The sequence below is a fragment of the Trichocoleus desertorum AS-A10 genome, assembly GCF_039962155.1.
Classification (GTDB): Bacteria; Cyanobacteriota; Cyanobacteriia; order FACHB-46; family FACHB-46; genus Trichocoleus.
In genome coordinates, this window is the sequence record NZ_JAMPKN010000003.1 from 1 (window position 1) to 18,229 (window position 18,229).

At 51.1% G+C, this 18,229-nt stretch carries 14 protein-coding genes and 1 pseudogene; 7 read left to right on the top strand and 8 right to left on the bottom strand.

Annotated elements, in window-relative coordinates:
• From NDA01_RS06780 to NDA01_RS06790, 3 genes and pseudogenes are all read left to right on the top strand, one after another.
• Nucleotides 1-195, top strand: a pseudogene (locus NDA01_RS06780) (photosystem II D2 protein (photosystem q(a) protein)); the annotation flags it as partial.
• The gene (gene psbC / locus NDA01_RS06785) at nt 179-1,564 is read left to right on the top strand and encodes a photosystem II reaction center protein CP43 (protein ID WP_190436428.1); all 1,386 of its coding nucleotides are present in this window, start codon (nt 179-181) and stop codon (nt 1,562-1,564) included. The pseudogene NDA01_RS06780 and the gene psbC, both read left to right, overlap by 17 nt.
• Before the next feature lie 227 nt (nt 1,565-1,791).
• Nucleotides 1,792-1,977, top strand: a complete 186-nt coding sequence (locus tag NDA01_RS06790) for a PCP reductase family protein (protein WP_348227346.1) — start codon at nt 1,792-1,794, stop codon at nt 1,975-1,977.
• Nucleotides 1,978-2,001: 24 nt separating this feature from the next.
• On the opposite strand, the gene NDA01_RS06795 is transcribed toward NDA01_RS06790, so the two are convergent.
• Together NDA01_RS06795 and NDA01_RS06800 are read right to left on the bottom strand one after the other, a co-directional pair.
• Nucleotides 2,002-2,910 (bottom strand): SWIM zinc finger family protein, encoded by a 909-nt coding sequence (locus tag NDA01_RS06795; RefSeq protein ID WP_348227347.1) that lies wholly within the window; start codon nt 2,908-2,910, stop codon nt 2,002-2,004.
• Nucleotides 2,907-6,314: a DEAD/DEAH box helicase gene (locus NDA01_RS06800; protein WP_348227348.1), complete on the bottom strand. Its 3,408-nt coding sequence runs from the start codon at nt 6,312-6,314 to the stop codon at nt 2,907-2,909. Before NDA01_RS06800 ends, NDA01_RS06795 begins: the two co-directional genes overlap by 4 nt.
• Nucleotides 6,315-6,444: 130 nt before the next feature.
• Here NDA01_RS06800 and NDA01_RS06805 point away from each other — a divergent pair, with 130 nt between their 5' ends.
• The 3 genes from NDA01_RS06805 (at nt 6,445) to tpiA (ending at nt 10,404) form a co-directional block, all read left to right on the top strand.
• A complete protein-coding gene (locus NDA01_RS06805; protein ID WP_431193335.1) occupies nt 6,445-7,011 on the top strand; it encodes a GNAT family N-acetyltransferase in 567 nt (188 codons plus the stop codon).
• Nucleotides 7,012-7,327: 316 nt separating this feature from the next.
• Nucleotides 7,328-9,478, top strand: coding sequence for a polyribonucleotide nucleotidyltransferase (locus tag NDA01_RS06810; RefSeq protein ID WP_348227349.1), 2,151 nt, complete (start codon nt 7,328-7,330; stop codon nt 9,476-9,478).
• A 197-nt stretch (nt 9,479-9,675) separates the two neighbouring features.
• Entirely contained in the window at nt 9,676-10,404 is a 729-nt protein-coding gene (gene tpiA, locus NDA01_RS06815) for a triose-phosphate isomerase (protein ID WP_348227350.1), read from the top strand.
• A gap of 54 nt (nt 10,405-10,458) precedes the next feature.
• Here tpiA and NDA01_RS06820 read toward each other — a convergent pair whose 3' ends face one another.
• Together NDA01_RS06820 and NDA01_RS06825 are read right to left on the bottom strand one after the other, a co-directional pair.
• Nucleotides 10,459-12,279, bottom strand: a complete 1,821-nt coding sequence (locus NDA01_RS06820; RefSeq protein WP_348227351.1) for a sensor histidine kinase — start codon at nt 12,277-12,279, stop codon at nt 10,459-10,461.
• A gap of 33 nt (nt 12,280-12,312) precedes the next feature.
• Complete coding sequence (locus NDA01_RS06825; protein WP_348227352.1) at nt 12,313-12,684, bottom strand: response regulator; 372 nt, start codon at nt 12,682-12,684, stop codon at nt 12,313-12,315.
• Nucleotides 12,685-12,880: 196 nt separating this feature from the next.
• On the opposite strand from NDA01_RS06825, the gene folP reads away from it, so the two are divergent.
• Nucleotides 12,881-13,732: a dihydropteroate synthase gene (gene folP / locus NDA01_RS06830; protein ID WP_431193336.1), complete on the top strand. Its 852-nt coding sequence runs from the start codon at nt 12,881-12,883 to the stop codon at nt 13,730-13,732.
• 23 nt (nt 13,733-13,755) lie between these two features.
• On the opposite strand, the gene NDA01_RS06835 is transcribed toward folP, so the two are convergent.
• From NDA01_RS06835 to NDA01_RS06850, 4 genes are all read right to left on the bottom strand, one after another.
• Nucleotides 13,756-14,583 carry an SPFH domain-containing protein gene (locus tag NDA01_RS06835; RefSeq protein ID WP_190436456.1) on the bottom strand — a complete coding sequence of 276 codons (828 nt, stop codon included), beginning with the start codon at nt 14,581-14,583 and terminating at the stop codon, nt 13,756-13,758.
• 90 nt (nt 14,584-14,673) lie between these two features.
• Complete coding sequence (locus tag NDA01_RS06840; protein ID WP_348227354.1) at nt 14,674-15,129, bottom strand: NfeD family protein; 456 nt, start codon at nt 15,127-15,129, stop codon at nt 14,674-14,676.
• Nucleotides 15,130-15,333: 204 nt separating this feature from the next.
• Entirely contained in the window at nt 15,334-17,187 is a 1,854-nt protein-coding gene (locus tag NDA01_RS06845; protein WP_348227355.1) for an alpha/beta hydrolase, read from the bottom strand.
• Nucleotides 17,188-17,382: 195 nt separating this feature from the next.
• Nucleotides 17,383-18,099, bottom strand: coding sequence for a CAP domain-containing protein (locus tag NDA01_RS06850; protein WP_348227356.1), 717 nt, complete (start codon nt 18,097-18,099; stop codon nt 17,383-17,385).
• Nucleotides 18,100-18,229: the final 130 nt, after the last annotated feature.

The following is an 18,229-nucleotide window of genomic DNA, read 5'->3' on the forward strand; positions in this document are numbered from 1 at the left end:
CTAGCGCTGAACCTGCGAGCTTACGACTTCGTGTCGCAAGAGATTCGCGCAGCGGAGGACCCTGAATTTGAGACGTTCTACACGAAGAACATCTTGCTGAACGAGGGCATCCGTGCTTGGATGGCACCTCAAGATCAGCCACACGAAAACTTTGTCTTCCCTGAGGAGGTTCTGCCCCGTGGTAACGCTCTCTAATCCAGTGGTTGCGGGCAGTGGCCGCGACCAAGAGTCATCTGGTTTTGCTTGGTGGGCTGGTAATGCCCGTCTAATTAGTTTGTCTGGTAAGTTGTTGGGCGCTCACGTCGCTCACCAAGGTCTGATTGTTTTCTGGGCTGGAGCGATGACCTTGTTTGAGGTCGCTCACTTTGTGCCCGAAAAGCCAATGTACGAGCAAGGCTTGATCTTGCTACCGCACTTGGCTGCTCAAGGCTGGGGCGTGGGTCCTGGTGGTGAAGTGATCAACACCTTCCCCTACTTTGTAGTGGGTGTACTGCACCTCATTTCTTCTGCGGTACTTGGTTTGGGTGGCATCTACCATGCTGTCCGTGGTCCCGAAACCCTAGAAGAGTACTCCTCCTTCTTTGGCTACGACTGGAAGGACAAGAACAAGATGACCACCATCATCGGCATTCACCTGATCCTGTTGGGAGGTGGTGCTCTGCTGCTGGTGGCTAAGGCGATGTTCTTTGGCGGTCTCTACGATACTTGGGCACCAGGTGGTGGTGATGTGCGGGTTGTCACTAACCCCACCTTGAACCCAGCTACCATCTTTGGCTACCTATTGAAGTCTCCTTTTGGTGGCGATGGCTGGATTGTCAGCGTTGACAACCTAGAAGACATCGTTGGTGGTCATATTTGGGTCGGCCTGGTCTGCATTTTCGGTGGTATCTTCCACATTCTCACCAAGCCTTTTGCTTGGGCTCGTCGGGCTTTCATCTGGTCGGGTGAGGCTTACCTCTCCTACAGCTTGGGCGCTTTGTCTTTGATGGGCTTCATTGCTTCTTGCTTTGTTTGGTACAACAACACTGCTTACCCCAGCGAATTCTTTGGTCCTACGGGTCCTGAAGCGTCTCAAGCGCAAGCGATGACCTTCTTGATTCGTGACCAACGCTTGGGTGCAAACGTCGGTTCTGCTCAAGGTCCTACAGGTCTTGGTAAGTACCTGATGCGCTCCCCCACGGGTGAAATCATCTTCGGTGGTGAAACCATGCGCTTCTGGGACTTCCGTGGTCCTTGGTTGGAGCCTCTACGTGGTCCCAACGGTTTAGATCTCAACAAGATCAAGAACGACATTCAACCTTGGCAAGTACGCCGCGCGGCTGAGTACATGACCCATGCTCCTCTAGGTTCTTTGAACTCTGTAGGTGGTGTGGCAACCGAAATTAACTCGGTTAACTTCGTGTCTCCTCGCGCGTGGTTGTCAACTTCTCACTTTGTGCTCGCTTTCTTCTTCCTAGTCGGTCATCTGTGGCATGCGGGTCGTGCACGGGCTGCTGCGGCTGGTTTTGAGCGAGGCATCAACCGTGAAAGTGAGCCTGTACTCTCCATGCCTGACCTAGACTAAGACTGTCTTTAGTGAATTTGTTTTAGTGTCTAGGTGAATAACTTTCAAGCTCCTGTGTCATAGCAGGAGCTTTTTTAATGGGGCAATGTTTAAGGCGATCGCCCTTGCCTACACAAAAGCAAGAGGATTTGAGAATTTATAGAAACGTAAAGGAAACAAAAAGGAGGGTAAAGCAGGGCCAAGAGTTTGAAATGATAGAGCTAAAGCTCAGTTCTAGGGAGACGAATATGCGTGAATCAGATCTAACCGACGCTTTAAAGTGGACTCCTGAAGCCAAAGTGAAACTTCAAAATATTCCCTTTTTTGTGCGATCGCAGGCACGGCAACGAATTGAGCAATTAGCACGGGAAGGAGAACTGGATACAGTAACGGCTGAACTGGTAGAGCAAGCTCGCTTAGAGTTTGGTCAATAAACACCAACCCCACAGCGCTTCTAATCAACTGCCTTCCGTGTTCATGGCAGTCAAAACGGCCTGCTGGCTGGCGGCTGTATAGATGGAGCGCAGATGATCCATTGCGGCTGAAGTTGGAGGTTGAGCCGTAGCAGCACTGGAGCTAGATTCTGGCTTGATGGAGATCGGGCCTAGCACATCTAAGATCGTTTCCGTGCTAGGAGGAGGCGCAATTACTACCAAAGAGGACTCCAGTTGTTCGTTGTAGTGCCAAAACTGATCGATCTTGAGGGGGGCAATGAGTTGCGATCGCTCATTCGTTGCTTCTTCTGGCGCTGTTTCTGACGTTCCCTCACTGTTGGCACTCCGCATTTGTCGTAAGGCCGCAATAATTTGCTCTTTGGTGCGACCTCGCAACTCAAACAGAACAAACGGATCTTCACTAAAGCGATCGCCCAACAGATAATAAACCGCTCCAATGTGCTTGCAAGGGTTTGCAGGGTCGGGACAAGAGCATTTGCTGTGGATGTCGAACCGCGTCAACGGAAACAAGCTTAAACCATTGCTAGTAAAGACTTCTTCGATGCTTTGAGGCATTTCTCCCGCCAGTAGTTTAGCTGAAAAAATTGCTCGCTGCGACATGGTCTCAATCACATATCCCCATTGTTCATCGTCGAACGGATCGAGGGAGAGCGAGACCTGGTACGGCTCAGGAGCGGTGCCTTGAACTTGGGCAGATACCTTTGGCCCCTGGAACTCTAGTTCTAGAACATTGCCTTGCCGAGCGTAATTGCGAGCTCGTTCTAACCGTCGCCGCCAGCCAAAGGACTCTAGAACATCTACCCAGCGCTGTGCCCACCACTCGCGACTGGGCTGGAGAGAAACGCCATCGGCGGCAGTGGTAGCTTTGGGTGGTGGGTTGTTTTTAGGGAGATTAGGAGAATAGTGGGTCATTCGGCATCCTCATCAATCACAGCACTGCGATCGAGCAAGAGCAGGTTGCGGAGTTGGTCGGTATCCAGCTCGGTTAGCCAATGTTCACCCGCTCCTACTACTTGTTCGGCCAAGGCTTTTTTACTTTCAATTAGTTCATGAATTTTTTCTTCCAGGGTGCCGTTGCAGACAAACTTATGCACCTGGACATTGCGAGTTTGACCGATACGGAATACCCGGTCAGTCGCTTGGTTTTCGACTGCTGGATTCCACCAGCGATCGAAGTGGAAGACATGGTTGGCGCGAGTTAGATTGAGACCTACTCCGCCTGCTTTAAGGGAAAGAATGAAGATTTGAGGGCCTTGTGGATCTTGTTGAAAGCGATCGACCATTTCCTCGCGCTGTTTCTTGGAGGTGCTGCCGTATAGGAATGGAATTTCTTGCTTGAGCTGTTTTTGTAGGTGGTCTTGTAGCAATTTGCCCCACTCAGCAAACTGAGTAAAGATTAGGGCGCGATCGGCTCGGTTAGCACCTACTTCTTCACTCGTCGCTAAAATTTCTTCCAGCATTTCCTCTAAGCGCTGAAGCTTGCCTGAACGAGCTTTAAAGGATGAAGTAGTTAGTTTTGCATCCTTCTTCTTTCCGCTTTCATCCTTCTCCAAATCTGGGTGGTTGCAGATTTGCTTTAGCTTCACCAGTAGTGCCAAAATCATGCCTCGCCGTTTAATGCCTTCAGCGTTATCAATCTCGGCCAAGGAAGCATCGACAGCCCGCTGATATAGTTTTGCTTGCTCGGTGGTGAGTCCACAGAAAATGGTCATTTCCTGCTTGTCAGGCAAATCTTGGATAATGCTGCGATCGCTCTTGAGACGGCGCAGAATAAAGGGTTGCACCAGCGATCGCAGAGTTTTGAGCGAGGCAGTATCGCCATAACGCTCGACCGGAATCGCAAACCGTCGTTGAAAGAAGTTCTTTGGCCCTAAGTAGCCAGGATTGAGGAAGTCCAAAATGGACCACAGCTCCGAGAGGCGGTTCTCTACGGGAGTTCCTGTCAAGGCAATGCGAAAGTGGTTCTCTAACTGTCGGACTGCTTGCGATTGCTTAGCGTCTGGATTTTTAATATTTTGAGCTTCATCTAGCACCACCCCCTGCCAACTCACAGTTTGTAGATCCTTCAGATCTCGCTGAATCAGCGCGTAACTTGTAATGACTAAATGTTGCCCTTTAACAGTTTTGGCAAAAGCTTTACCTTTAGGACGCTTGTCACCGTGATGCACCATCACCTTGAGGGTGGGAGCAAATTTCTTTACTTCTCGCTCCCAATTCCCTAATACAGAAGTGGGACAGACCAGCAAGGTCGGTTGTTCTAGAGCGTTTTGCTCCTGTAGATGTAACAAGAAAGCAATGAACTCCACGGTTTTACCTAAACCCATATCGTCCGCGAGGCAAGCTCCCAAACCCCAGCGCTCCAGAAATGCTAGCCATCCTGCACCACGGGCTTGGTAGGGGCGCAGTTCTCCTTTAAAGGTAGCGGGAGTGGCGATCGCTTCTACGGATTGACTGCCAGAGGTGAGGGCATTGATCAGCTCTTGCAAGGCACCGGAAGCTTCAAAACTCACAACGGGAAGCTTTTCAATCACTTGAGTGTCGCCTGTGCTAATTCGCAAGGCATCCTCTAGAGAGAGAGCCATCTGGTCTTTACGTTCTGCGAAGAAGTTCTGGGCGGCGCGGATATCTTGAGGACGCAGTTCTACCCACTCACCGTTGATTTCGACCAAAGGTGTACTGAGTGCCACCAACTGGTCGAACTCTGCTTTGGAAAGCGTTTGACCCCCAATGGACAAACCCCAGCGGAAATTCAGCAGGCTTTGTAGCCCTAAACGGCGATCGCCCGCAATAGAAGTCTCTGCTTGAATTTTCAGTCCGAGACGGTTGGCCCAGCCCTCTTGGTTGGCTAGCCCAGGGGGGAGAATCACGCCAAAGCCGCTGTCTTGCAAGCGCCAAGCTGCCGTTTTAATAAACTCGTACACCTGCAAAGCGGTGAGACGACAAAACTGAGGTCGTTGCTCGTGTAAGCTCGGTTCTAGCAACGGGTACAGTCTTGAAGCGAGGCCTAAGCCTGCTAGTAGCGTTTCTTGTGGTCGCTCAATCGTGCGGCCTAAATACACTAACCGCTCCACTGGATTGCTCCAAATGGTGGGGGCACTCAGCAAAAAGTCGGCATCATTAGCTGCCTGCAAGAAATACTCTAGGAGCCATTCCATTTGACCGCTGACCGGAGGGTGCAAATAGAAGCAAGTCCGAAACCGCCGTTGCTCCACCAAATAATCTTGGAGCGGAGCTGTCCAGGTCTGCAAAGCGGATTCTAAGCGCCCTACGGTTGTTGGATCGGTTGCGACTAAACCAGATTCAGTGCTTAACGCTTGAAGCCACAGTTGCAGAGCTGGGTCAATGGCCGCGTCTGGTTTACGGCGATCGCCTGAAGCTGGCGTAAAAGTTGGAGGAGTTGCGATCGTTCTAACTTGTGCATCCAGCGTATTGTTTAAGAATTCTCGAATCAAATCTTGCGGAGCTAGGGGTAAGTCTAGGGCTTGAACTTGTGACGCAGCTTGAGATGCAGCTTGATAAGTGCGGCAAACCGCAGGTAAGTGCTGCCCAAACTTTTCTAATCGAGCTTGGTCAGTGGCGCTGTCTAAAAGCACTTGCCAATGAGCAATTACTGTATTGCCATTGGTTTTCACCATTGGCAGAAACTTCGATCGCGCCAGCAAATCTAGGCTCCAACGAGCCATGTGGGACCAAAACCGCAAATCATCGCCCACAAACGAGTCTTCCGCACCAAAGGAACTCAGCGGCAAAGCCTGCAAAAATTGCATTGCAGCCAGTGGGGGTAAACAAAACCCTTCGACTCGCCAAGGAGAGAGACAGAGGACATCGGGTGTGACTTCAGCTTCACTAACTGCCGCAGCCGAATGTTGTGGGATAGCGGCTGTGGCTGTAACCCAAGTGGGTAAAGCCAAAACTTGCGATCGCCAAGTGATCTCGCCATCGGCAGTGGTAGCAGGTTCAACAGCGATCGCAGTACTCGCAGTACGTTTACGAGAGCGTCCCGCGGGAGTTGAGCTTGCGGATGGAGGTGGCGTAGCGGCATTGGCCGCCGGAGTTGGTAAAGTCCACTTGAGCTTGCCCGCTTGTTGCAGCGATCGCAGAAGATCGGCTAACTCGCTAGGTGCGATCGCGAAGGGATGCTCAGGAACTTGGTCAGTGGTAATGGCAGTGTCTTCAGCAATCCGTCGCCACGTCTCACCCCAAACAAAAAAACAGCCCGTGAAATTCAAAGATGAATGCTCGCCTAGTTCTGATGCACTCTGATGAGCCACATTTTTGGAAGTTTGCAGTAACCAACTACCGTGTAAAATTGCCATGCGATTTTAAGTTGCCGAATTTTAGCAGGATTAAAAGTTGGAGTAAAACCTACCGAAGCTTGCCATCTGCGTAGCCATGACTTTCTCGAACTAAAAATTCTGGGCTGATAACTCTTTTGGTGTTCTCTAAATGAACATCCAGTTGCCGCTCTATAAAACGCTGCGAAATGGAATGTCAGCTAAGTTAGATCGGATGCAGCTTGCCGATCGCGAGTGGGTTCGGGAACTGTTGAATATTGTCATTATTGAAGGCCAAACCTATCCTCAAATACAACCTTTGAGCGAAAGTGAATTTGCAGCTTATTGGACGACTCATGATGCCTTTGTCGTGCGGGGGGTGAGCGACCTAGAGGGCCAAGACCTAGGAGGCCAAGAATTACCGAACATCCTAGGAGCGTTTTATCTCAAGCCCAACTTTCCGGGACGATGCAGCCATCTCTGCAATGCTGGGTTTATTGTGCAACCGAGTCTGCGGGGCCAAGGAATTGGACGCTGGATGGGGGAAGCAATGTTAGCGATCGCCACTGCCCAAGGTTATGAGGCCGTGATATTTAACTTGGTGTTTGCCACCAACACCCCTTCCATCAGCCTATGGCAATCTTTAGGATTCAGCACCATTGGCCGAATTCCTGAAGCCGTACAGTTAGGTGATGGCTCTCAAGTTGATGCCCTCATTCTATATCGGTCTTTACGCTGATTGTGCTTACCAATAACTTGTTGAATCATTGCTCAAGCCGTGAGCATCTCTCGGCGCAGTTTCATGAGCAAGCAATGACAAAATCAGCCATCGAAGGCATGGTTTATACCTGCAATTTCTAGCGAACTCTCCACAAAAAATCATTAATTATTGTTGAGTTGAATGACTAAAGATTGAGGGCTAGGCAAGGAATTGCCTTGGCTAATTTATTCAAGCGATCGCCTCCAAAGACTCTCCTGTAAAGGCAGCACAAGGGCATCAGTGCTACGATTGCCACAGAAGAAAAAAATAAGAACAACAAAGGAACGAACGCTACATGGTAGAGATAGACAAGTCAATATCCTTTGATGGTCGGGATATTCGACTTAAGGTTGGTTTACTGGCCCCTCAAGCAGGCGGGTCAGTATTAATTCAATCGGGCGATACGGCGGTTCTAGTGACGGCTACAAGAGCCACAGGGCGAGAAGGCATTGATTTCTTGCCATTGCTGGTAGACTACGAAGAGAGACTTTATGCAGCAGGTCGGATTCCAGGCGGATTTCTCCGGCGTGAGGGTCGTCCCCCCGAGAGAGCAACCCTGACCAGCCGTCTAATTGACCGTCCCCTGCGGCCACTATTCCCCGGTTGGTTGCGGGATGACATTCAAGTGGTGGCAACCACCGTGTCAATGGATGAGCGAGTCCCCCCCGATGTTCTAGCGGTGACGGGAGCCTCCATTGCGGTGTTGTTGGCTCAGATTCCCTTTAATGGCCCAATGGCAGCCGTGCGCGTCGGTTTGGTGGGTGATGATTTTATTATTAATCCGACCTACACCGAAATCGAGTCTGGCGATTTGGATTTAATTGTTGCAGGCTCTCCTGATGGCGTGGTCATGGTGGAAGCAGGCGCAAACCAATTGCCTGAGCAAGACATGATCGAGGCGATCGACTTTGGTTATGAAGCGGTGCGCGACCTGATTCAAGCTCAGCGTGATTTGCTGGAAGAGTTGGGCATTGCTCTGGTGCAAGAAACGCCCCCCGAAATCGACTCGACGCTAGAGACGTTCATTCGCGATCGCGCCACGGCTCAGATTAAAGAGATTCTGGCCCGCTTTGAACCAGACAAAAAGGTACGAGATGCCGCTTTAGATCAGGTCAAAGAAGCGATCGCCAGTGAGATCGCAGCTTTGGAAGAAACCGATGCGGTACGAGTCGCCGCCGCCGCAAACTCTAAAGCGCTCGGCAACACATTCAAAGACATCACCAAAACCCTCATGCGTCGTCAAGTGATTGAAGACGGGGTGCGTGTGGATGGGCGGAAGTTGGATGAAGTACGGCCCATTTCTTGTCGGACTGGGGTACTGCCTTCGCGCGTACATGGCACTGGCCTATTCAACCGGGGCTTGACTCAGGTGTTGTCGGTTGCCACATTGGGGACTCCTGGAGATGCCCAAGAGCTAGACGACCTGCACCCTGACGAGCAAAAGCGCTACCTGCACCACTACAACTTCCCCCCCTACTCGGTGGGTGAAACTCGGCCCATGCGATCGCCTGGTCGTCGGGAAGTGGGCCACGGTGCCTTGGCAGAGCGAGCCTTAGTGCCTGTCTTACCGACTCAACAAGAATTCCCCTATGTGATTCGGGTTGTGTCTGAGGTGCTGTCTTCCAACGGTTCCACCTCGATGGGTTCCGTTTGTGGCTCTACCCTGGCTCTGATGGATGCGGGCGTGCCGATTACCAAACCTGTCAGCGGTGCGGCAATGGGTCTGATTAAGGAAGGTGAGGAAGTCAGAATTCTGACCGATATTCAAGGCATCGAAGACTTCCTGGGTGACATGGACTTCAAAGTAGCTGGAACCGATAGCGGCATCACAGCGCTTCAGATGGACATGAAGATCACTGGGCTGTCAATGGAAATCATTTCCAAGGCGATCGCCCAAGCCAAGCCTGCGCGGATGCACATCCTGGATAAGATGTTGGCGACGATCGACCAACCGCGTCAGGAACTTTCACCCTACGCGCCTCGCCTACTGACGATCAAGATCGATCAAGATTTGATCGGCATGATCATTGGTCCAGGTGGTAAGACGATTAAAGGCATTACCGAAGAAACCGGAGCCAAGATCGACATCGAAGATGATGGCACCGTCACCATCTCAGCAGTCGATGGCGAAAAGGCGAAGCGGGCACGCAACATCATCCAAGGCATGACGCGCAAGCTGAATGCGGGAGATGTCTATGCAGGCCGCGTGACTCGGATTATTCCAATTGGGGCGTTTGTGGAGTTCCTACCTGGCAAGGAAGGCATGATCCACATTTCTCAGTTGGCTGAGCACCGCGTCGGCAAGGTGGAAGATGAAGTGGCGGTTGGCGATGAAGTGGTGGTCAAGGTCCGGGAAATTGACAACCGGGGCCGCGTCAACCTCACTCGTTTGGGCATTCATCCCGACGAAGCTGCTGCCGCGCGTGAAGCTGTGACTGCGGAATAAGTAACATTAGGTTTTAGCCAGTGAACTGGTATATCGGTTCACTGGCTAAAACTCTTAATTCAAGCGATCGCTTTTTTCCTAACTGGAGAAGGGCGATCGCTTTGAGTTTAATTCTGGGTTCCTAAGTAAAACTGCCCCCTCAAAGCCTTAAACTGGAGGTTGCATTTCGAAGTGTTGTGAGTTTGGCTGAAGCACCTGTGCGCAAAATCGTTATTGCTGGCAACTGGAAAATGTACAAAACCCAGGCAGAATCCCTGGAGTTTTTGCAAGGATTTATGTCCGAATTGGATGCAACCCCAGATGAGCGGGAAGTAGTTGTTTGCGCTCCGTTTACAGATTTAGGACTGTTGTCTAAGAGCCTGCATGGTAGCCGAGTTCAGTTAGGCGCTCAGAACGTTCATTGGGAAGACGTGGGTGCCTACACGGGTGAAATTGCTGGTGCCATGTTGGCTGAAATTGGGGTGCGGTTTGTAGTCGTGGGTCACAGCGAGCGCCGACAGTACTTTGGTGAAACCGACGAAACCGTAAACTTGCGCCTGAGAGCAGCCCAAAGGCATAACCTCACCCCCATCTTGTGTGTGGGCGAAACCAAGCAACAGCGTGACGCTGGCGAAACCGAAGCCGTGATCTTTAACCAATTGGCAAAAGACTTAATTGGCGTTGACCAACAGAATCTGGTGATTGCCTACGAACCCATCTGGGCGATCGGCACTGGTGATACTTGCGATTCAGCAGAAGCCAATCGCGTGATTGGGTTAATTCGTCAGAAGTTAACCAACGCCAATGTCTCGATTCAGTACGGTGGGTCTGTCAAGCCAGACAATATTGACGAGATTATGGCTCAACCAGAGATCGATGGTGCTTTAGTCGGTGGTGCCAGCTTAGACCCTAAGAGCTTTGCCCGGATCGTCAACCACCAAGCGTAGAACCTAGCAACTATACCCAAGCAGGGCACTCACAAGAGGTGCCCCTGTTAAAAATTATTCCAATGGGGCGTCACTGCTGACCTGGGTCGGCAAGCAGATGGTAAATACGGAACCTTGGCCAAACTCACTCGCAACGGTGATGTCACCCCCCATCATTTGACAGAAACGGCGACTCAGCGATAGACCCAAGCCTGTGCCACCATAGCGACGGGTGGTTGAAGCGTCTGCTTGAGTAAAAGGTTGAAAAATTTGTTGCATCTGCTCTGGGGTAATGCCAATCCCCGTATCAGCAACCTCGAAGATAAAACAGTCTAAGCTTGTAGCTGCTCCTAAAGCCAGGCGGGTCTGGCTTTTGTAGACCGTCAAGGTAATCAGCCCTTGCTGCGTGAATTTGGTGGCATTGTTTAACAAATTGCAGAGGACTTGACGCACCTTCATCAAGTCAGCCTGCATAGAACCTAAATTAGCCGCCAGGTTAACCTGTAGCTTGTTATCGTTTTCTCTCAGAGACAGATAAATGGTGGCAACTACCTCTTCTACTAATGTCGCCAGGTCAAAGGTCTCGATATAGAGATCCATCTTGCCTGCTTCAATTTTGGAGAAATTCAGGATATCGCTGATTAGTGCGAGTAGATGATGTCCTGACCTGCCAATCGTCTCCAAACCGGAAGCAAACTCCTCATGGCCCATTTCTTGCAGTTCTTCTTGAATTAGCTCACTGTAGCCAATCACAGCGTTCAGCGGAGTCCGTAACTCATGGCTCATGTTGGCTAGGAAGGTATTTTTAGCCCGATTAGCGGCTTCCGCTGCTTCCTTTGCCGCTTGCAATTTAGCCTCCGCTTGCTTCCGCTCAGTCACATCTCGCCAAACAATTAAGCGACCTGTTAAGCGGTGGTAGGAGTCAGTCAAGGGAGAAATGCGCAGATCGAAGCAGCGTTCATCCTCGCCAGTGCCAAAGCTGATTTCGGTATGTGCTTCTAAAAGGCTGCCATACTCCTGTAGTAAATGCGGCCACTGGGCCAGCACACGCATGGCAGGTTGCCCGATCGCGGCGGCATTCCACCCAATCATTTGTTGGGCCGCAGGATTGAGGTCTACAATCCGATTTTGGAGGTCTAAAACCATCACGCCATCGCTCATGCTTTCAATGACGGCATCTCTGGCTACGGGCACAATGTCGAGCAGACGGAAGCGGAACAATCCCCAAGCTGTCGCGGCTCCTGTGACTGTGAAAGCAAATGGAGTGAGGTCTAAGTGAGGAAAGGGATTTAAGCGTAAGAGGTAGAGGGCATTAGCGAGCCAAGGCGCGATCGCCCCAATCAATAAAGCCCAAGCTTGCCCTCGATAGAGCTGGGGAGAACGCAGCAACGCTTGCACGACGAGAACCGTGCCCAACCCAGTTATGAGGTAGGAGTAAGCGGCATGAATCCAGAACCCAATGCCGTGGGTCACGCTCAGGAGGGTGTAGGAGCTAATTTGCTCAAGTTCCGTCTGGAACCAAATTAGCCGATGCCACTCGTTCGTCCACACCAGAAGTGACATGACCAGCGGTTCAATGGTCAGCAGGAGCAAGTTTCTCCGAGTCATCCACTTGGTTCGCCCTGTGTACTGGAGGGCAAAGAGTAACCAAGCCGCTGGCACCACCACAATTCCGAAGTACTGAACTTTCCCTGCTAAAACTTTGCTAGCGAGATCGCTGCTACTCAGTTCCCAGATATATCCGAGCAACCATTCTGAAACACCCAACATGAACAGGGCAAAGGTGTTAGCAATACTCGCAGAGCGACGCCGCCATGCCAGGTACACGAGGGTGATGGAGACCCCAGCGGCAATGAGGAGCGGAATAGCATAAGGAGTAGACTGCCAGCGCAGCATCCTAGAAAATCCCCACGTTAATAAAGGGGCAGCCTAAAGAGGCTTGTTCAGAAAAAAGTGCATTTTTTCTAGTAACTGATTGAAGTTGACTGGCTTCGTTTCGTATTCATCGCACCCTGCGGCTAGACATCTTTCGCGATCGCCTGCTAGCGCATGGGCGGTCAGCGCGATGATGGGAATGGTGTGGGTGGTAGGAGCGGCCTTGATCTGTTGAGTTGCTTGCCAACCGTCCAGAACGGGTAGGCTCATGTCCATTAGAATCAAGTCGGGTGTCTCTGCTTGGGCGATCGCGATTGCTTGAATCCCATCGGCAGCATGTACAACTTGGTAGCCACGCTTTTGAAGCCGCCGTAACATCATAAAAGAATTCACCTCGTTGTCTTCAACGAGTAAAATTTTGGTCATATTTTTTTGCTAACCTGCTGGCTCAAAAACGGCTAAATAACGGCTAAATATTATTGCTGTATAACTAAGCGTCTCTATATCTAGTTGTATAGCAAGATGCTGAAATGACCACCGAGTTCCTACGTGGGTTGACTTCACCTTCAGAATAGTCTATTCGGTATCTTTCGCTACTGTATATCTAGTGACTTCAATGCTAATGCGTGCTACCTGGACAATTAGAAATAATCGCTTCGATTGGGGAGTACGTACTTACTTGATGGGAGTTCTGAATGTTACGCCAGACAGCTTTAGTGATGGTGGACAATTTGACTCCTTAGCGACAGCCTTAGAGCAGGCCAAACATTTAGTTGCAGCTGGTGCAGACATTCTAGATATTGGGGGGCAGTCTACCCGACCCCAGGCCGCTGAGATAGATGTAGAAACAGAACTGGCGCGGGTAATTCCGGTGATAAAAGCGGTGCGATCGCAACTGGATGTGCCAATTTCGGTAGATACAACCAGAGCGGTTGTCGCTAGAGCGGCGGTAGAGGCTGGAGCTGACATCATCAACGATATTTCGGGTGCAACCTTTGATCCAGAGATGCTATCTACTGTGGTTGCCCTACAAGTCCCTCTGATCTTGATGCATATCCGAGGCACCCCTCAGACAATGCAACAGTTGACTGATTATCAAGACTTAGCTGGCGAGATTCAAGCCTTTTTGCAAGCTCGCATAGAAGCGGCGATCGCGGCGGGAATTAACCCTGCCCATCTGATGATTGATCCAGGGATTGGCTTTGCCAAAACTTACTCGCAAAACTTAGAACTGCTGCGCCGCATCTCAGAGTTTCGAGCGTTAGGTTGCCCGATTTTGGTTGGGCCTTCCCGCAAAAGTTTTATTGGTCATGTTTTGAATCAGCCGGACCCACAGCAACGAGTCTGGGGAACAGCGGCTGCTTGTTGTGCCGCGATCGCTGGCGGCGCTGATTTACTACGACTGCATGATGTCCAGGAGTTGCGAGATGTTTGCCTTGTAGCAGATGCAATTTGGCGGCAAGAACTGGCTTAACTTACAGGTAAAACCTGCCTGAGTCAGGATGAAGCACCATTGCCAGGACCGCCACCGAGTCCCGGATCAAAACCATCGGGCGTGGTTGGTGTTTCCATCAAGTTCTCCAAAGCTTCGCTCAAAGCCTTCGGGTCCATGAAAATGACTTTGGAGTTAGGACTTTCACTAATTTTTTCATTAGCTTCTACATACCGCTGAGCAATTAGGTACTTCAGCACCTCACTCGTATTGGGTTGAGCTTGCAGCGCTTTCGCAATTAACCGCATCGATTCAACCGTGCCCTCTGCCTCAGAAATGGAAGCCCGCTTGCGAATTTCCGCCGCTCGTTGCTGCGCCATCGATTCTAGGAGGGAGGGAGGCGGTGAAATGTTCTGCACCTCAACCCGCGTTACTTTCACGCCCCAAGCTGCGGTCGCTTCATCGAGCTGATGCAGTAGAGTTTGGTTAATTTCGGAGCGAGATGAATAGGTGTCTTCTACTTTCATTTGGCCCAAAGCCGATCGCAGAGTTGTTAGCACCAGGTTTTTAATCCCCAACTCCACATCTTCTACCGAGTAGAATGCTCGCTCTAGCTCTAGAATCCGCCAATAAACCACCGCATCCGCTTTCAAAGCCACGTTGTCTTTGGTAATGGCTTCTTGGGGTTCTACGTCTAAGACTTGCTCCCGTACCGTGTCTTCCAAAACAATGGAGTCTACAAAAGGCACGATAAAGTTCAAGCCAGGAGTGAGTTTGCGGTGATAGCGGCCCAGACGTTCTACCAGCGCTTCGTTGCCTTGGTTGATGATTTTTACAGAGCCAACGGTATAACCCACAATGACTAAAGCTAATGCGGCAAGAATAGACTCCATAAGTCAATCAACTCCCGATGAGTGGGTTGGGCAGAAACGCAGAGCCAAAATTACTCAGACTATGACTTTTCAGTTTAGTGGTTAGTTTAGTCAGCTTGAAGAGAGTCTGTCTGAAATGTTAAGGTCCGGGTAGTTGGCAGGGATAACCAGGAGGGTGTTGCGTTGCCGCCCCACTACATAGACCCGCTGCTGGATTGCGATCGCCACATCTGGCAACTGACAGCAAGCTTGCCAAAGCGTTCCTTCATAAATGACAAGCCCCATTCCACCTGCCGGAATGGCAGTTCTGACCCAAGCTTCGGTATCGTGCTTGAGAGTTTTGGCTTCTTTCGGCATCAGCGATCGCATGAAACTCGCTAGGGTGAAGGACAGCACCCCCCATAAAATCATTTGGGCAAGGGGAGAAGGAACGCCAATGGTGGCGATCGCGGTAATGATGGCGGCGATGCCTAAAGCCGGGATACTCGGTTCAGGAATCAGCGTCCCCAAGGCTAGACAGAGCATGCCGCCAATCAGCCACAGACTATGAGCAGGTAAAGTTACCACCAGAGGTGACCAGTGAAGAGGGGATTCGGATACCAGCATTTGCAAGGGAGCTAGGCTACGTCATGCAGCGTCAATCGTGCAGCTCCAAGCTGGTTGGCAAGATAGTTCAGTTGCTAGATCCTACTTCCAGTGTACAAACTAGTGACTCGTTCTGTTGGAATGTCACCAGTCGGGCTTTTGCCATCCTAATCAGCTAGACAACGATCAGCCAGAACCTGGACGATGCGAACCGAGTTGCCACGCAGAGCTGCCAAATGAGGCACTAACGGTGTAAAGCACTGAGTTACAAGCCACGAAATAATAGGCCAGCGCCGAAACCTGCTGATTTACTTGAGTATTCAGTTGATGAGGTGGTAGGGCTGCTACCTTCATCCAAGGCGCTAAGCTGGCTGGCAATTTTGTGTTCAGGCGTAGCGGAATTTGGGCTGTAGAGAGTGATTGGGCGTAGCCAGAAGTTAAAAACGGTTGGTATTGCTTAGCTTCTGGAGTCAGTTGCTTGATAAAAGCCAAACTCACTCCTTGCAGCAATTGGCGGAGATTTGCGGTTTCTTTGCCTTGCCGTTCTCGCACTAAAGCACTTTGGGTAATCAAGTCACTAAAATTCGCTGGATCACCCACACTCAGATGAGTCCCTCCGATCGCGGTGACCAAATATTTAGGATTAGGCAGTTGGGCAAAAGGTTGTAACTGGTGGGTTAGGGTCGGGGTCAGGCTGTCTTCTGTACCCGTCAAAATCAAGGTTGGCGTCGCGACTCGCTTCAACCCTTCTGGCCCAAACAAGCGACCAATGACGGGATTGAGGGCGATCGCCTGCACCACTCTTGGATCGCGCAAGCTCACCCGACGTTCTGGTAGATCAATAGCGGTACATTGCAACCAGTCGGCGGGAGATAAACCGAGGGGGATGTGCTCTTGGCAAAACTGGCGCAACCCGACCACATTCAGTTCCGCTCCTGCCAAAGCCAAGGCTGTGTACCCTCCTAACGAGTGCCCCATGACGCTGGCTTGGTTAGTATTTAGCTTCCCCCGCAAGGCACCAGGCTTCTGATTCAGTTGTGCCAACTGATCTAGCAAAAAGCTGACATCTCTGGGTCGCTCAACAAACTCGGCGGCTGAGAGTAAAGTATCGCGAGCCTGACCTGGTGAAGGACTGGCTAACCAGGCCATGTTACTGCCAGGATGCTCGATCGCGGCTACCGTCAGCCCATAGGAAGCTAAATGACGTGCCAGATAAGCCAGAAAAGTTCGATTTGCGCCAAAGCCGTGAGAAAGCACAACCAAAGGACCACTAGGGCGATCGCTCCAGTAAAGATCCACAGGAAGAGTACGCTGGCGTTGGCGATCGCGCAGCACCAGAGTCTTTTGCTCTACGACTTGAGGACCAGGCACCGTAGGGTCAAAGGCGGCAGTAAAAGCAGAGTCTACCTTCAACTCGCGCTCTAAAATGGGGCTGAGAGCTTGGCTTTCCCAGTAGGAAAAGTTGAGTTGAGAGGCGAGCGCCGCGATCGAAGTGACATCTACCGTCACAGTTTCTTGGGGGAATGCTCTCAAGATCGCCAGGACACTCAAGCCATCGACCTGACGGGCCGCCAACGTAATCGCGGCTTGCAGTTGTTCTACATTACTACCCGGAATCGCCACGCCCAAGGCAGCTAGCATTCTTTGCCCAGCGGGGGAGCGCAACAGCTCATTCACGACTTGATCGCCAATATTCGGGTCAAGTTCTAGGCGATCGGCCAGAGCTTTGCGGATATCAGGGGTCAAGACTAGCGCATAAGGTTTGAGTGCGGGAGACAGTTTTCCCGTCTTGGCAAATTCTTCTAAATCCGCGATCGCGATCGTCTGCTGAAAGGGGCCGAGGCGTAACGTGAGCCGTTCTGCCGCATGACTAGGGCTGGCAATACTGCAACTAAGCGCGACAGCAGCACTGCATAAGAGCCCTTGCATCCACCTTTGATAACGTTGTGGTAAGGCTGAAGGGATGGCTGGGGAGGAGGCGACTCTCGGCTGAGGCCAGAAAAACTGCGGCATGTTCTCGAATGGCGACAAGTTCAACATCAATGAACTGCTAGAACCGCTTTGGCAAATGACTCTGGGCTATGCAAAAGCCTAAGTTTGCCAAAACACTTAGCAAGACAATTTGGTAGAAGGAATCTGTTGCGGGTTGTTCCCACCTGCTTTAAAGGTAGTAGAAAGTTGAAGCGTTTGATGTATTCCTAATGCCGAGCGGCCGAAAGATTGGTGAGAAATTGGTTAGGGAGTCGGAGCGGGGACAGCAAATTCTTGAGCTGCAAATTTGCGCCCGGAAACGGGGTCAATCACAATGCCGTAGCCAAACTTGACGTACTCTGGCTTCAAAATATTGTCTCGATGGCCGTTGCTATACATCCAGCCCTTCTGAAACATTTCAATATCTCGGTAGGTGAGTCCGACGCTAGAGTCTTGGACATAAATAATGTTCTCTCCTACGCCCACTCGCGGAGTCCCACCGATCGCGTGAAACCGCTCGGTCGGCGTGCGGCCCTCTAACGAGTTGTGAGCAAAATAGTGCCGATTCATCATGTCTTGGGCATGGAGTTGTGCGGCTTGGGAGAGGAGCGGATCTTCTACCAAAGTAGGCAAGCCGTTGAGTTGGCGATCGCGGTTCATCACCTCCAGGCCAAGCTTCTGTAGCTCTGGCAAAGAGCGGGGTGCGGAAGCAGTCCAAAGAGTCGCGATCGGCAGACCAATCTTCCAATTGCTGCCACCAGGACCGTTATAGAGACCGAGATGGAAAACTTTTTCCGGTGATAGCTCCGCCCAAAAATAGTGCGCATCTAACGGATGGCCGCGTTGGGCCTGCTTGATGTAATGAAAAACGGGTGGAATCGTCCATAGGACTGCAAACAAGGCAGCGTAGCTTAACCAAACCTGTTTAGGGCAAGTCTTGCGCCAACTCGATCGCGAACTGCGGGAAGACAAACTTGACATACTGCGATCGCCCTATAGGATGCTCCATTTTCCGGGTTTATCCTATAAAAAGGCAGCTAGCAGAGATACCGTGAAAGCACCGTTGCGATCGCTTCTCAGAAATTTCATGCCCGTAAAAGTGCGACATTGA

What these genes read in the sequence shown, in the direction of transcription:
- NDA01_RS06850 (WP_348227356.1), bottom strand. Translation starts at nt 18,099, where the DNA reads ATGTCAAGTTTGTCTTCCCGCAGTTCGCGATCGAGTTGGCGCAAGACT.
- NDA01_RS06820 (WP_348227351.1), bottom strand. Translation starts at nt 12,279, where the DNA reads ATGCTGCGCTGGCAGTCTACTCCTTATGCTATTCCGCTCCTCATTGCC.
- NDA01_RS06825 (WP_348227352.1), bottom strand. Translation starts at nt 12,684, where the DNA reads ATGACCAAAATTTTACTCGTTGAAGACAACGAGGTGAATTCTTTTATG.
- folP (WP_431193336.1), top strand. Translation starts at nt 12,881, where the DNA reads ATGCGTGCTACCTGGACAATTAGAAATAATCGCTTCGATTGGGGAGTA.
- NDA01_RS06845 (WP_348227355.1), bottom strand. Translation starts at nt 17,187, where the DNA reads ATGTTGAACTTGTCGCCATTCGAGAACATGCCGCAGTTTTTCTGGCCT.
- NDA01_RS06800 (WP_348227348.1), bottom strand. Translation starts at nt 6,314, where the DNA reads ATGGCAATTTTACACGGTAGTTGGTTACTGCAAACTTCCAAAAATGTG.
- NDA01_RS06805 (WP_431193335.1), top strand. Translation starts at nt 6,445, where the DNA reads ATGAACATCCAGTTGCCGCTCTATAAAACGCTGCGAAATGGAATGTCA.
- NDA01_RS06835 (WP_190436456.1), bottom strand. Translation starts at nt 14,583, where the DNA reads ATGGAGTCTATTCTTGCCGCATTAGCTTTAGTCATTGTGGGTTATACC.
- NDA01_RS06810 (WP_348227349.1), top strand. Translation starts at nt 7,328, where the DNA reads ATGGTAGAGATAGACAAGTCAATATCCTTTGATGGTCGGGATATTCGA.
- NDA01_RS06795 (WP_348227347.1), bottom strand. Translation starts at nt 2,910, where the DNA reads ATGACCCACTATTCTCCTAATCTCCCTAAAAACAACCCACCACCCAAA.
- NDA01_RS06790 (WP_348227346.1), top strand. Translation starts at nt 1,792, where the DNA reads ATGCGTGAATCAGATCTAACCGACGCTTTAAAGTGGACTCCTGAAGCC.